This is a genomic window from Rhodoglobus vestalii, assembly GCF_006788895.1.
In the GTDB taxonomy this organism is placed as follows: domain Bacteria; phylum Actinomycetota; class Actinomycetes; order Actinomycetales; family Microbacteriaceae; genus Rhodoglobus; species Rhodoglobus vestalii.
In genome coordinates this window covers 871,891-886,339 of sequence record NZ_VFRA01000001.1, presented here as the reverse complement: position 1 = coordinate 886,339, position 14,449 = coordinate 871,891, and the positions used below count along the sequence as shown (strand labels likewise).

Genomic DNA, 14,449 nt, shown 5'->3' with positions numbered 1-14,449 from the left:
AGGTGCGCATGGCAACACCCTTGAGAGCTAGCGAGCGAGCCTACCAGGCGCTCCGCGACGACATTGTTGAGTGGCGCATCGCGCCGGGCATCATTCTGGGCGAAGTCGAGCAGGCAGCACGACTCGGGGTGTCCCGCACGCCGCTGCGAGAAGCCCTCTCTCGGCTCATGGCTGATGGGCTGGTGGCAAGCCAATCCGGTCGCGGACTGGTCGTTACCGATGTTTCTGTTGACAACATCCGCGAACTGTTCGACGTTCGCAAGGCGCTCGAAGTGAAGGCCGTGAGACTGGCCGCAGCGCACCACACCGGCACGACCTTTACCGATCTTGAACGAGAGTTTGCGGCCGTGCCCGATCTGCTGGCGCGCGATGACAGCGACCGCAGAGCCTACTTCGATCTTGTGCGCCGCTTCGATGATGCCGTCGATGACGCGGTCGACAATGACTACCTCATTGGTGCGCTCAACTCGTTGCGCACCCACCTTGTGCGCGTGCGCCGGCTTGCCAAAGACAACCCGGAACGCCTTGCCGCGGCCGCCCGAGAACACTTACTCATTGTGCAGGCGATCGTGGCGAGCGACCCCGAACTTGCCGCCCACGCCACCCACGTTCATCTCCACCACGCGCTCACCAGCGCACTAGCCATGGCCGCAGAATCCCCCCTGCGCGCCGCCAAGTGAAAGGCACTACCGTGAAAAACCACTCCCTGCGTGTTTACCGCAGCGACGAAAATCTGGCCCGCGAAGGCCAGCTTGCGCACAAGATTGCCGAGATTGCCTCCGAGCAGCTTGAACCGACGGATGCCGTGACGGACATGGTGATCAACCGTGTGATCGATAACGCTGCTGTTGCTACCGCTTCCCTCACCCGCGCGCCGGTGGTGTCTGCGCGCGCCCAAGCCGAGCGTCACCCCGCGGAGCCGGGATCCACCGTCTTCGGTTCCGACTTGCGCGTCAGCCCCGAGTGGGCAGCCTGGGCCAACGGGGTCGCCGTGCGCGAGCTCGACTATCACGACACTTTTTTGGCGGCGGACTATTCGCACCCCGGCGACAACATCCCGCCGATCCTCGCTGTTGCCCAGCACACGGGACGCACAGGCGCTGACCTGCTGCGCGGAATTGTCACGGGCTACGAAATTCAGATTGATCTCGTAAAGGCAATCTGCCTGCACAAGCACAAGATTGATCACGTTGCCCACCTCGGCCCGAGCGCTGCCGCCGGCATCGGAACCCTCCTCGGCCTCGACACCGAAACCATCTTCCAGGCTGTCGGTCAAGCCCTCCACACGACCACCGCAACCCGCCAGTCGCGCAAGGGCGAGATCTCCACGTGGAAGGCTTACGCCCCCGCTTTCGCTGGCAAGATGGCTGTTGAAGCGGTTGACCGTGCCATGCGCGGGCAGACCAGCCCCACCCCGATCTATGAAGGTGAAGACGGCATAATTGCGTGGATGCTCGACGGTCCCGACGCTTACTATGAGGTGCCGCTTCCCGAGCTGGGGGAGCCGCGCACGGCGATCCTTGACTCCTACACGAAAGAGCATTCGGCTGAGTATCAGGCGCAGGCGTGGATCGACCTCGCCCGCAAACTAGGGCGCGAGCATCCGGAACTCACGGTCGACAACATCAACCGCATCGTGCTTCACACGAGCCACCACACGCACTATGTGATCGGCTCGGGCGCCAACGACCCGCAGAAGTATGACCCCAACGCGAGCCGCGAAACTCTCGACCACTCCATTGCCTACATCTTCACTGTGGCGCTGCAAGACCAGGAGTGGCACCACGTCAACAGCTATGCCCCCGAGCGTGCCAACCGCCCAGACACTGTCGAGCTGTGGAAGCGCGTCACCACTCAGGAAGATGCCGAATGGACGCGTCGTTACCACTCGATTGACCCCGCCGAGAAAGCTTTCGGTGGTCGCGTCGAGATTGAGATGACCGATGGAAGCCGCATCGTCGAAGAGATCGCCGTTGCTGATGCGCATCCGCTCGGCGCTCGGCCGTTTGCCCGCGAGCAGTACATCACCAAGTTCCGCACCCTCGCCGATGGTGTGCTTGCGAGCGACGAAATTGAGCGCTTCCTGGCTGCTGCCGTGCGACTGCCAGAGCTGTCGGCATCCGAACTGGGTGAGCTGACCGTGCGCGGCAACTTCCCCGCCACCACTGCCAAAGGAATCTTCTAATGCTGTACTCACAGACCGACCCCGCAACCAAGCGCGCCCAGTTTCGTGAGCGTCTGGCGAGCGGCGAACTGTTGCGCATGCCGGGTGCTTTCAACCCGCTGAGCGCGCGCCTCATCCAAGACAAAGGCTTTGACGGGGTCTACATTTCGGGCGCTGTCATCAGTGCCGACCTGGGGCTGCCCGACATTGGCCTGACGACGCTCACCGAGGTCGCTGGTCGTTCGCAGCAGATTTCGCGGATGACCGACCTGCCCACTCTCGTCGACGCCGACACCGGTTTTGGCGAACCCATGAACGTGGCTCGCACGGTGCAGTCTCTCGAGGATGCGGGGGTCTCTGGCCTCCACATTGAAGACCAGGTCAACCCGAAGCGTTGCGGGCACCTCGACGGTAAAGCCGTGGTCGATACCGACACCGCGCTCAAGCGCATCCGATCGGCGGCCGATGCGCGACGCGACCCGAACCTCCTCATCATGGCCCGCACCGACATCCGCGCCGTCGACGGTTTGGATGCGGCGATGGACCGCGCGAAACAGCTTGTGGATGCCGGCGCTGACGCCATTTTCCCCGAGGCTATGAGGGATCTCAGCGAGTTCGAGGCGATGCGCGAGGCCGTGGAGGTGCCGATCTTGGCGAACATGACCGAGTTCGGTAAGAGCGAACTCTTCACGACCACGCAATTGAGCAATATCGGTGTAAACATTGTTATTTATCCCGTTACCCTGTTGCGTAGTGCAATGGGGGCTGCAGAACGCACCCTCGATGCGATCAACGCCGACGGCACCCAGCAGTCGGTTGTGGCCGAGATGCAGACGCGGGCACGCCTGTATGAACTGCTCGACTATGAGGGGTACAACGCTTTCGATTCGTCCGTTTTCAACTTCACGCTCGACAGCCACCACTAACTTCAGACCCCACTCGAACTTTGACTCGATACCACCACCGAGGAGCACAATGACTGATCTAACAGGCACCCCAGAGACCGAAATCCGCAAGGGTTTGGCCGGAGTAGTGGCAGACACCACTGCCATCTCAAAGGTGAACCCGGAGACAAACTCTCTAATGTATCGCGGGTACCCCGTGCAAGAGCTTGCCGAGAAGTGCACCTTTGAGGAGGTCGCCTACCTGTTGTGGCACGGTGAACTGCCGACTGGTGAGCAGCTGGAAGCATTTCAGAACTTTGAGCGTTCGCAGCGCCACCTCGACGCGGGCACCAGGCGTGTGATCGATGAATTGCCGCTTTCTGCTCATCCGATGGATGTCGTACGCACCGCCGTCAGCGTGATTGGTGCTGTGGATGAGACCCTCACCGACTCTGCCAGCATGATTGATGCTGACCTGAACATGCAGCGTTCGCTGACGTTGATGGCTAAGTTGCCGGCGATCGTCGCGTACGACCAGCGTCGTCGCCGCGATCTGGAACTCGTGGAACCGCGCGATGACTTGAGCTATTCAGCAAACTTCTTGCACATGACTTTTGGCGAGGTTCCTGACCTCGTTGTGGTGAGTGCTTTCGATGTGTCGATGATTTTGTATGCCGAGCACTCGTTCAATGCGTCGACCTTCACCGCTCGGGTAATCACGAGCACCCTCAGCGACCTTTATAGCGCGGTCACCGGGGCAATCGGTGCGCTCAAGGGCCCACTGCATGGTGGAGCCAATGAGGCGGTAATGCACGTCCTTGAGGAGGTCGGTACCGCAGATAGGGCTGAAGCGTGGCTGGAGACTGCTCTGGCTGAGAAGCGCAAGATTATGGGCTTCGGTCACCGCGTCTACAAGAACGGTGACTCACGAGTTCCCACCATGAAGGCAGCGCTCGAAACGCTCGTTGCCAAGTTTGATCGCCCCGACATGATGGAGCTGTATGACGCTCTGGAGATGGCAATGACGAGCCGTAAGAACATCAAGCCGAACCTCGACTATCCGAGTGGCCCTGCCTACAACCTCATCGGGTTCGACACCGACATGTTCACGCCGCTGTTCGTTGCGAGCCGTGTCACCGGCTGGACTGCTCACATCATGGAGCAGGCTGCCGCGAACGCTCTCATTCGCCCGCTCGCAGCCTACTCGGGGGTTGAGGAACGGCACATTAGCTAGGAGTAGAAGGTCAGGTCGGGCTGGCAGAATGGTCGTATGACTGTTCCCCAGATTAAACTCAACGACGGCAATTCCATTCCCCAGCTCGGGTTCGGTGTTTTCAAGGTTGACCCCGATGAGACCGAGCGGATCGTCACCGACGCGCTTGAGGTTGGCTACCGCCACCTCGATACGGCAATGATTTACGGCAACGAAACCGGTGTCGGCAACGCAATAAAAGCGTCCGGTATCCCTCGCGACGAGCTGTTCATCACAACGAAGCTGTGGAACAGCGACCAGGGCACTGACTCCGTGCGCGACGCCATGGATTTGAGTCTTGAGAAGTTGGGCCTCGAATCTGTGGATCTCTACCTCATCCATTGGCCTCGCCCCGACCTCGACCGCTACCTCGACACGTGGCTGACTATGGAGCAACTGAAGGCAGACGGCAAAGCACGCTCGATTGGTGTCAGCAACTTCCACCGCCCGCATCTCGAGAAAATCCTTGCGGGGAGCGAGACGGTTCCGGCTGTCAACCAGATTGAGTTGCACCCCGCCTTTGCGCAGCGCGACCTGCGTGCTTTTGGTGCCGAAATCGGGATGCACACCGAGGCGTGGGGTCCGCTCGGCCAGGGCAAGTACGACCTGTTCGGCGAGCCTGCAGTGCAGGCTGCGGCTGAAGCGCACGGTGTTTCGCCGGCCCAGGTTGCCATCCGCTGGCACCTGCAGAGCGGCATTATTGTGTTCCCCAAGTCGAATTCGCGCGAGCGCATGGCCGAGAATTTTGATGTCTTTGGCTTCGAGCTTTCTGGCGAGCAGATGGCATCCATTGACGCTATCGACCGCGACCAGCGTGTCGGTGCAAACCCCGACGAAGCGACCTTCTAGAGAGCTGTCAGCGTTGGGCGCTACCCGGAAATCGGGGAGTGCTCAATGCTGACCGCAACACCGGGCGGAGTATCAACGAGTAACCCAGTCCCATCGAAGGCTGCCTCAAGGTCGGCAAGGGTCTCGGTGAAGTGTTCCCACCCTTCGGTGTGGAGGCCAACCACGCGGTGAACGTCCAAGATTCGGGCGGCCTCTGCAGCATCCGCTGAGGTCAAAGTGAGCGGACCGTTGACGGCAGAGATGCGGGCAGCGCCGGCGAAAAGCACCGCAATATCGATGTCGGGAAAGCGGCCCGCGATCTGCTGCACGAGCGGCAGAGAGGCATTGTCGCCGCTGACGTAAATGGTCGGTTCGCCCTCGGCCTGCAACACAAAACCGGTGACTGGCCCCACGAGCGCTTCAGCACCGGGAGGGCCGTGCAACGCGGGTACCGCGGTGATGGTGACAGCGCCGACTTCACAGGATTCCCACGAGTCGAGACCGACAACGCCACCACCGAACAGGTCAGAGCTGGCCTTCATCGTGCTGATCGTCAGCACCCCCGTCGCGAGCAGTTCTAGACCCTCATAGTCGAGGTTGTCTTCGTGCTCATGGTGCGACAGCAACACCAGATCGACAGCGCCAACCTCGGCACGGCTCAGAGCTGGCCCCTGCGTCTTGGTCAACGGCACGCCGCCCTCGTCGGGGTAAAGGCGCGGCTCATCAAATGTGGGATCGGTCACGATGCGCAATCCCGCATATTCGAGCAACGCGGTGGGGCCGCCAATGTAGGTAACGGTCAACTTCGACATACGCTGAGACTATGCCCAATCGTTTGGAAACTGCTGCGAGTCCATACCTCAGATCTCACGCCACAAATCCGGTCGACTGGTGGGAGTGGTCTGCTGAAGCTTTTGCTGAAGCTGAACGCCGCGATGTGCCCGTGCTGGTCTCCATTGGCTACTCCACCTGCCACTGGTGTCATGTCATGGCGCGCGAATCATTCAGCGACCCCGTGCTGGCCACCTACCTCAACGAAAACTTTGTGGCGATCAAAGTAGACCGCGAAGAGCATGCCGAAGTGGACTCCACGTATTTGGCGGCGGCATCCGCCTTCACCCCCAATCTGGGCTGGCCGCTGAACGTATTCGTCACGCCCGCGGGGCGAGCCTTCTTTGCTGGCACGTACTGGCCACCGACCGCGGTGGGGCAACATCCGGCCTTCCGGCAAGTGCTGGAGTCAGTGACGGATGCGTGGGGCACACGCCGCGAGCAGGTCGAGACGAGCGGTGCCGCCATTGCGCAGGCGCTCGCCCAGAGTCGCGGTGTGGAGAGTGACCTCGTTGCAGACTTTGCGCCCGTGATCGATGCGCTCGCCGCCGCCGAAGATCTCGAACACGGCGGATTCGGCGACGCCCCCAAATTCCCCGTCACCCCGGTGCTGCGGTTCCTCCTCGACCGCGGCGCCCGCAACGCCGAACATTCGCTCGAGGCAGCCGGCCTCGCGGACCGCACCCTCGAGGCAATCGCGGGCTCCGCGCTGCGCGACCCCGTTGATGGCGGGTTCTTCCGCTACTCCACCCAGGCCGACTGGACAGACCCACACTACGAACGCATGCTCTACGACAACGCCCAACTGCTCGCGTCCTATGCGCTCGCCGACCGTACCGAAACCGCCACAGGTGTGGCCGAGTTTTTGCGCGACAAACTGCGACTGCCCTCCGGAGCGTTCGCCTCGGGCCTCGACTCGGAGAGCACCGTCGACGGCAAACGTGTTGAGGGCTTCTACTATTCGCTGGATGCCGCAAGCCGCGCCCGTGTCGAAGCCCCGCCCCGCGACAACAAGATCCTCACCGGGTGGAACGGTCTCGCCATCGAAGCTCTCGCTCTCGCCGGCGCCCGTCACGGCAACGCCGAGTGGATCGCGCTCGCTCGCGGTGCCGCCGACTTCCTGCTCGCCGAGCATGTGCTTGGTGCACGAATGGCCGACGCGAGCGAGGTTGCTGTCCGCGTGCCAGCCGAGCACTCAGGGGAGCGGCTCGTGCGCACCTCCATCGACGGCATCCTCTCCGATGCGGCAGCGACCCTCGAAGACAGCGGGATGCTGGCTCAGGGCCTGCTCGAACTGTCGATCGCCGCCGGCGAAGTTCGGTACGCCATCGCGGCCTGCGACCTCGTCGATGGGGCGCTCGCGGCAGGTGCTGCCGGTTCGGGAAGCTCGCCCTTCGGTCTCCCCGGCGGCACGGACTCGGTGCTCGCAGCCCAGGGCCTCTCCACCGAGGCTGACATCAGCGACGGTGCCCACCCGAGCGGGCTCAGCGCCATGGCCTCGGCCGCCTTCACCCTCTTCGCCCTCACCGGCGATGCTCGGTACCGGGATGCCGCCGAAGCGTCCATGAAACTGGTCGGCCAACTCGCTTTCCAGCAACCAATCTCGTTCGGAACCGCCCTCACCCTCATGTCGGAGCTGGGTGTACCGTTACGGCAGCTCGTCGTCGTGACGCCCGATGCAGCGGATGCCGCGGATGCCGCGGATGCGGAATCGAGTGACGAACTCACGAGCCTTGCCCGAAAGCTGCACCGCGCGGGAGGCATTGGCGCGGTCGTGTCTCAGGCTCAAGCCGAAGCCTTCGCGGCATCCGGTTTCGAACTGTTTGCGGCGCGCACGGCGATCGAAGGCAAGCCCACCGCCTACCTCTGCGAGGAATTCGTGTGCCGCCTGCCGCTTACTGACGGTGCGGCAGTTGCCGCGTTGCTGATCTCGAGCTAGCGCTCATAAATGTCGCGTCGATGGCCCAGCGTCACGACAACCACGAGCAGCACGTCATCCTGAATCGTGTAGACGATGCGGTAGTCGCCGACGCGCACGCGGAACCCGGGCCGCCCCTGCAGCGCCTTCGCGCCCGGAGGTCGGGGGTTTTCACTCAGGAGGGCGATCGCACCGCGGATTCGGTCACGATGGTGATGATCGACTCGTTTGAGTGCGCGCGCCGCAGTGCGCGTCACTTCGATCCGGTGGGCCACTACCAGCCCAAATCTGCCTTGACCTGATCCCAGGGAATATTTGGGCCCTCTTGGGCCATCGCCTCGTCAAAAGCAGCAACGTCTTCGGCATCTTCGAGTGCGTCCATCATGCGCTCATACTGCTCTGGACTAACGACAACGGCCGCACGCTGTCCGCGACGCTCGATAAAAACAGCTTCGCGCTCGGAGGTGGCGATCACCTCGGAGAAGTTCTTGCGGGCATTCGCGATGCTTGTGGTCGACATGGATAAATTGTACATTTCACAATCTGAAATGTACATAGTTGGGTTGCTGTGTTCGTCCCAAGAAGCCCTAGTTCCTAGAGAAACAGGACGCCACGCTAAACCCAGCTCGGCAACCACCACCGCAACCGCAGCAGATCGTAGTCGAGGGTTTGACCGGTCCAGAGTGGCCAAAAGAAGACACTGACCGCAATGGCGAAAGTCACGAAGACAGCCACAACGCCGATGCCGCTGAGCCGACGGTCGCGATCATCATCGGCTCTGCCAAGAATCACGCCGAGCGCGGCAACAAGCGCCAAAATCAGGTACGGCTCGAACACGATTGTGTAGAACTGAAAAACGGTGCGGTTCAGATACAGCAACCACGGCAGATAACCGGCGGCGACACCCATCAGAATGAAGCCGGTCTGCCACTGCCGGTAGCGCACCAGCCGGTACACGAGATACACGAGAGCCGCGGTTGCCGCCCACCAAATAATGGGGTTGGCTACTCCCGAAATGGAGGCGCCACAGGCATCCGCCACACAACCACCATCGCCCTGGGCAATGTTTTCGTAAAACATGCTGGTCGGGCGGATGAGCAGCAGCCACGTCAGCGGATTCGCCTGATAGGGGTGGGGTCGGCTCTCACCCACGTGGTAGCTGTACACGCTCGACTGAAAGTGCCACAGGCTCTGGATGTCAAGGGGCACCCAACTGAGCACACCAGACCACGCGTTTCCGTCGCTCTCAGCCCACTGTCGGTCGTAGCCGCCATCGCCAGCAAACCACCCCGCCCACGAACTCAAATACACAAACAGCGCAATCGGCACCGTCAACAAGAAACTGACGGGGGCCTGCCTGAAGAGAGTGCCGGAGCCCCAGAACGTGATGCCAGCTCGACGACGAGCCAGGGCATCCACCACCAGGCTGTAGACGGCGAAGGCGGCCAAAAAGTAGAGGCCGTTCCATTTGACGGCGGCAGCAGCACCGAACGCAACAGCGGCCAGCATGAGCCACGGTCGCCACGACAGTGCCGGGCCCCACTCGGTTGCTGTACCCCGCAGCCCGCGCCGGCTGATCCACAGCGCCAACCGGGTCGCGGAATGTTCCCGATCGAGCAGCATTGCTCCCACCCCCAGCAGCGCGAAGATCATCACGAAGTTGTCGAGCAGGGCGACCCGGCTCATCACGATGGCATTGCCGTCAATCGCCATCAGCAACCCGGCGAGAGTCGCGAGCAAGGTCGAGCCGAAAAGCTTTTTGGCAACCAGCATCAGCACGATCACCGCAAGAATGCCCACGAGAGCGGTGGCAATTCGCCAACCGAACGGGTCTTCGCCTCCGGAGGGCAGCATTCCTAAGCCGATGAGCCACTTGCCGAGCGGCGGATGCACCACGAAGGCGGGGTCGCTGAGAAAAATATTGACCTGGCCGCCGATAAACAGCGCATCCGCTTCGGCCGGCCATTGCGCCTCATACCCACGATTGACCAGCGTCCACGAGTCCTTCACATAGAAGGTCTCATCAAAGACGAGCGTCGCTGGATGCCCCAGGCCCACCAGTCGCGTGAAAGCCGCGACCAGCACCACAATCGCCGGCCCAGCCCATCCGAGCCATCGCCGCGTGAACGCGCTACGTGTTGCCCACCACCGGTCGAGGCGCGTGCCCTCCGCGCCCGCCCGCGCCGTCACCTGGTGCGCCGAGGGTTCGGAGCTCGACAGGAGGTCGTCGAAATCACGATCGGATGTCTGGCTCACCCCGCAATGTTACTGAGGTTAGAGCGCTCTGCAGTAGGCAACGCCCGGCGCCGCGGTTAGAACGGAACTAGGCGGTGTCTTCTGGCTCGCCCCAGCGCCCGCTCGGAGTGCCAAAAGACTGCCAGATCCAGGCCACTGCGGTCTCGGCCGGGGGGCGAGGAACCATCCCGAGCCACTCCACGATGATGCCGTAGGTGGAACCGGTGATGCTGGCGGTGGCGATTTCTACGGGCAGCCCCTCAAAGGGGTGGTTGCCGATGCTGAGAATGCCGTTCCGCACAATCAGATTGAGGCGGGCGTGGAGGCGCGAGGAGACCAAAGCGGAGCCCCGGGGGCCCAGCGCGCTGGCATAGACGGCGGCGTTGGCATTGATGTGGCGGAGGTAACTGGTGATGGCCGGCGGCGGTTCGGTGCTCTGGGGGTCGAGATTCACTAGTTCGACTCCGGCGTCGTCTGCTGCGGATTCGATCGCGAAGGCCAGCAGGGTCTCTTTGTCGGCAAAGTGCTGGTAGAAGCTGCTGCGGTTGACCCCGGCGCGTTCGACGATATCTCCGACGGTCACTTCGTCGAGCGGCCGTTCTTGTGTGAGCGCGAAGAGTGCCTGTTGCAGACTCCGGCGAGTTCGTTCGACTCGTTCATCCATTCGTTGATTGTGACAGATGTGGGCGAGAAAACCGTGAGTTTTCCGACAACTGTTGGAAAAGTAGTTTTCACCGAATACCATGGGCACGGGCCCGACGGAGTGCTCTTTTTCTGTCTTCTATGAGAGGTTTCTTCGGCATGGCTGAACTCCTGTACCGCCTGGGTCGTCTATCGGCTCGGCGCGCCTGGCTTGTCATCGTGAGCTGGCTCGCCGTACTTGGCTTAGCGGTCGGCGGCTTTGCCGTCTTTGGCGGGGCGCTATCCTCCACGTTTTCGATTCCGGGCACCGAAACCGAGCGCGTATCTGCAGAACTCAGCGACCGGCTGAGTGACGTAAGCGGAGCATCCGCTACCGTCGTTTTCTCCTCCGATGACGGCACAGCGTTCTCAGCGGGCCAGGAGAGCGAGATCACCGATGCGCTTTCCGCTCTCACCCCCGTCGACAGCGTCAGCGGCGTTATTGACCCCTTCGAGACAGACGCTCAACGTGCCGAGCAGGCTCAAGAAATCTCTGACGGCCGTGACCAAATCGAAGCAGGCCGACAGCAACTGACTGACGGTAAAGCGCAGTTGGATGCCGCGAAGCAAGAACTTGCGGCCGGTCAAGCACAGTTGGATGCGGCCATCGAGCAGGCGAAAGCGGCAGGCTTCTATGAGGCTTCCGTGGCCCAGTTCGAGGCGCAGCAGGCTCAGCTTGATGCCGGAGCTGCCGAGCTTGACACTCAGCAGGCAACGCTCGACGAGAATGCGACCCTGCTCGATGAGCAGCAGCAACAACTCGAATACGGCGAGGTCCTCATCGATGCCGCGGCAGGAATCAGCACTGTCTCCGACGATGGGGCGACCGCGCTGGGACTCATCACCTTCGACAACGATCTTTTCGATCTCTCCGAGGAAGTAAAGAGCACCCTCGCCTCCCAGCTTGACGCCGTCGATATTGCGGGGGTGAGCGTCAACTATTCCGCCGCCATTGCGACCTCGGTTGATGGTCTTTTGGGCGTTGGTGAAATCATCGGTGTACTTTTGGCCGGCATTGTCTTGCTGGTGCTATTCCGGGCGTTCTTGCCGGCCGTTCTTCCGATCGTCTCGTCGATCATCGGTGTGGGCGTCGGCGTTGCCGGTTCTCTTGCGTTCTCCGATGTCGTAGATATGACGTCGGTGACTCCCATCCTTGGTGTAATGCTTGGCCTTGCCGTGGGGATCGACTACACGCTGTTCATTGTGCAGCGCCACCGCCGGCAACTCTCCGAGGGCATGGACCTGCAAGAGTCCATTGGCCTCGCCAACGGAACCTCCGGTAACGCTGTGGTGTTTGCGGGCTCAACGGTGTTGGTCGCACTGATTGCCCTCAACGTGAGTGGTGTTCCTTTCCTCGGTGTCATGGGAACTGTTGGTGCGGTGTGCGTGTTTATCGCTGTGCTCATCGCTATTAGCCTCACTCCGGCGCTGTTGTCTTTGCTCGGCACTCGAGTTCTTTCGCGTCGTGCGCGAAACAAGGTTAGCCACCAAGCGCAACACCTGGCACCCGTGAAGCCGATGCGCACGGGGCGCGCAGTGGCCACCCTCGCATTGACCACCATCGGGTTACTGATCATTGCCATTCCGGCACTCTCGATGCGTTTGGGACTACCAGACGGATCCTCTGAGCCTGCGGACTCTACCCAGTACCGCACCTACAACACCGTGGCACAAGAGTTTGGTGCCGGTCAAAATGGCGCCCTGCTGGTCACGGCAAGGCTGTCGGATGCTGTCTCGGACGATCAGATCGTGAAGACTCAGGCAGAACTCGCCGAACAGCTGATGGACTTTGACGGCGTCGTCGCGGTTGCTCCCGTCGGTGTCTCCGATGAGTCCGATTATTTCGCCTTCCAGGTGATTCCGATTGATGGCCCTTCGAGTGAGTCAACCGAGATCCTCGTGACTGAACTGCGCGCCAGCTCTCCGCTCGACGGCGACATCACACTTGGCGTTGCCGGTTCAGCCAGTGGAAATATTGACATCTCCGAGAAGCTTGCTTCTGTGCTGCCGCTCTACCTGGGCGTGGTCGTTGGCCTCTCGTTGCTCATCCTGATTCTGGTGTTCCGTTCGCTACTGGTGCCGATCATCGCCACCGCCGGCTATGTACTGTCGCTGTTGGCAGCGTTCGGTGCGATGGTCGCGGTCTACCAGTGGGGATGGTTGGGAGCACTCTTCGGGGTGACCGACCCTGGGCCACTCCTAAACTTTGCACCGATCATCATCATGGGTGTGCTGTTCGGTCTCGCAATGGACTATCAGCTGTTCCTCGTGTCGGGAATGCGGGAAGCCTATGTGCACGGTGTGCCCGCACGAACCGCGGTTATCAGTGGATTACGCAGTGGACGAGCCGTTGTAACCGCGGCCGCGATCATCATGATTGCCGTCTTCGGCGGGTTCATCTTCTCCCACCTTGCGATCGTGCGACCGCTCGGCTTCGGGCTTGCCATCGGTGTGCTCTTCGATGCCTTCGTGGTGCGGATGCTGCTGATCCCGGCGCTGATGCACCTCTTAGGCACGTCGGTGTGGTGGCTACCGCGGTGGCTCGACCGCATCCTGCCGAGTGTTGATGTTGAGGGTGCCGCGCTTGAGCGCAGCCACCCCGTGCATCCGGGAGCTTCGGATGCCACCCCCAGCGAGGCGGCACCGGTCAGGACCGCCCGCTAACGGCTCCAGCGCTCAGAGCCCAGCGCTCCAGCACGCAACCATTGCCCGGAGAGGCTGCCGCCTACAGCGGTGTTTCTCCGGACAGTAGTGCGTTGGGCCCCGCTCCCGGCTCGCCGGGCACCCGGGATGCCGCCCGCACCGCCCCAATGGATGCCGCAATCACCAGTGCAATTCCGAAGCCCTGCAGGAGGGTGATGCTCTGCCCGAGCACAAAGAATCCGGCCCCGGTAGCAATGGCAGGCGCCAGTGCCATGAGCACCGAAAAGGCGGCGGCAGAGATGCGGCGCAGCGCGATCAGTTCGAGTGCGTAGGGAATCGCCGAGGAGCAGATGGCTACGCCGAGCCCGCGCACCAGAATTGAGGGTTCAAGCAGTGTGCTTCCCGCCTGGGCGATACCGAAGGGCAGGCTGATGATCGCACCGATTGCCATGGCGATGGCCAGACCATCCAATCCGGCAAAGACTTGCCCGGTCTTGCGTGACGCCAAAATGTAGCCCGCCCACGACACTGCTGCGGCAAGCGCAAAGGCGACACCGACGGGGTCGAGCGCACCAACACTGCCGAGACTGAGAAAGGCGACCCCAATAAACGCAAGAACCGCCCACAACCAGGCGCTTGCGCGTCGAGCGACGATTACCGAGAGCACAAGGGGCCCGAGCACTTCGATTGTGACCGTTGCGCCGAGATCGATACGCGAAAGTGCCTGATAGAACAGGAGATTCATGCCGCCAAGCGAGATTCCGAAAATCAGGGCCATCAGCCAGGCGCGCGGCGTGATGGCGCGCAGGTTCGGACGGGCGATGGCAAGCAGAATAGCGGCCGAGAACACGAGGCGGAGGGAGACCATTCCGGCTGGCCCCACCTCGGGAAAAAGCAGCACTGCGACCGATGCGCCGACATCCTGAAAGGTGAGCCCCAACACCACGAGCATCACGGCGCCCCGTGGCGTCCCCTTGAGGGGTGGGGGAGTCGACATAGTGCAACCCTACGAC

The 14,449-nt window shown here is 61.8% G+C and carries 13 protein-coding genes; 7 read left to right on the top strand and 6 right to left on the bottom strand.

What is annotated here, in order from left to right; genetic code table 11:
• Positions 1–8 precede the first annotated feature (8 nt).
• The 5 genes from FB472_RS04245 to FB472_RS04225 are packed head-to-tail and all read left to right on the top strand — an operon-like array spanning position 9 to position 5,149.
• Positions 9–680: a GntR family transcriptional regulator gene (locus FB472_RS04245; protein ID WP_246078073.1), complete on the top strand. Its 672-nt coding sequence runs from the start codon at positions 9–11 to the stop codon at positions 678–680.
• A gap of 11 nt (positions 681–691) precedes the next feature.
• The gene (locus tag FB472_RS04240) at positions 692–2,185 is read left to right on the top strand and encodes an MmgE/PrpD family protein (protein WP_141989789.1); all 1,494 of its coding nucleotides are present in this window, start codon (positions 692–694) and stop codon (positions 2,183–2,185) included.
• Positions 2,185–3,090: a methylisocitrate lyase gene (gene prpB, locus FB472_RS04235; RefSeq protein WP_141989788.1), complete on the top strand. Its 906-nt coding sequence runs from the start codon at positions 2,185–2,187 to the stop codon at positions 3,088–3,090. The genes FB472_RS04240 and prpB overlap by 1 nt, the downstream gene beginning before the upstream one ends.
• A 49-nt stretch (positions 3,091–3,139) precedes the next feature.
• Entirely contained in the window at positions 3,140–4,282 is a 1,143-nt protein-coding gene (locus FB472_RS04230) for a bifunctional 2-methylcitrate synthase/citrate synthase (protein WP_141989787.1), read from the top strand.
• Positions 4,283–4,318: 36 nt separating this feature from the next.
• Complete coding sequence (locus FB472_RS04225; protein WP_141989786.1) at positions 4,319–5,149, top strand: aldo/keto reductase; 831 nt, start codon at positions 4,319–4,321, stop codon at positions 5,147–5,149.
• A 20-nt stretch (positions 5,150–5,169) separates the two neighbouring features.
• Here the strand turns inward: FB472_RS04225 and FB472_RS04220 are convergent, their stop codons facing one another.
• Positions 5,170–5,940 carry an MBL fold metallo-hydrolase gene (locus FB472_RS04220; protein WP_141989785.1) on the bottom strand — a complete coding sequence of 257 codons (771 nt, stop codon included), beginning with the start codon at positions 5,938–5,940 and terminating at the stop codon, positions 5,170–5,172.
• An 11-nt stretch (positions 5,941–5,951) separates the two neighbouring features.
• On the opposite strand from FB472_RS04220, the gene FB472_RS04215 reads away from it, so the two are divergent.
• Entirely contained in the window at positions 5,952–7,898 is a 1,947-nt protein-coding gene (locus FB472_RS04215; RefSeq protein ID WP_141989784.1) for a thioredoxin domain-containing protein, read from the top strand.
• On the opposite strand, the gene FB472_RS04210 is transcribed toward FB472_RS04215, so the two are convergent.
• The 4 genes from FB472_RS04210 to FB472_RS04195 all read right to left on the bottom strand — a co-directional run bounded on the left by FB472_RS04210 (position 7,895) and on the right by FB472_RS04195 (position 10,776).
• Complete coding sequence (locus tag FB472_RS04210; RefSeq protein WP_246078071.1) at positions 7,895–8,134, bottom strand: type II toxin-antitoxin system RelE family toxin; 240 nt, start codon at positions 8,132–8,134, stop codon at positions 7,895–7,897. The genes FB472_RS04215 and FB472_RS04210 overlap by 4 nt on opposite strands.
• Positions 8,135–8,151: 17 nt before the next feature.
• Positions 8,152–8,397 (bottom strand): type II toxin-antitoxin system Phd/YefM family antitoxin, encoded by a 246-nt coding sequence (locus tag FB472_RS04205; protein ID WP_141989782.1) that lies wholly within the window; start codon positions 8,395–8,397, stop codon positions 8,152–8,154.
• 95 nt (positions 8,398–8,492) lie between these two features.
• Positions 8,493–10,133, bottom strand: a complete 1,641-nt coding sequence (locus FB472_RS04200; protein ID WP_141989781.1) for a dolichyl-phosphate-mannose--protein mannosyltransferase — start codon at positions 10,131–10,133, stop codon at positions 8,493–8,495.
• A gap of 67 nt (positions 10,134–10,200) precedes the next feature.
• A complete protein-coding gene (locus FB472_RS04195; protein ID WP_141989780.1) occupies positions 10,201–10,776 on the bottom strand; it encodes a TetR/AcrR family transcriptional regulator in 576 nt (191 codons plus the stop codon).
• A gap of 137 nt (positions 10,777–10,913) precedes the next feature.
• Between FB472_RS04195 and FB472_RS04190 the strand changes: the two genes are divergently transcribed.
• Complete coding sequence (locus FB472_RS04190) at positions 10,914–13,457, top strand: MMPL family transporter (RefSeq protein ID WP_141989779.1); 2,544 nt, start codon at positions 10,914–10,916, stop codon at positions 13,455–13,457.
• 61 nt (positions 13,458–13,518) lie between these two features.
• Here the strand turns inward: FB472_RS04190 and FB472_RS04185 are convergent, their stop codons facing one another.
• On the bottom strand, positions 13,519–14,388 hold the full coding sequence (locus FB472_RS04185) for an EamA family transporter (RefSeq protein ID WP_141991455.1): 870 nt from the start codon (positions 14,386–14,388) through the stop codon (positions 13,519–13,521).
• Positions 14,389–14,449 lie beyond the last annotated feature (61 nt).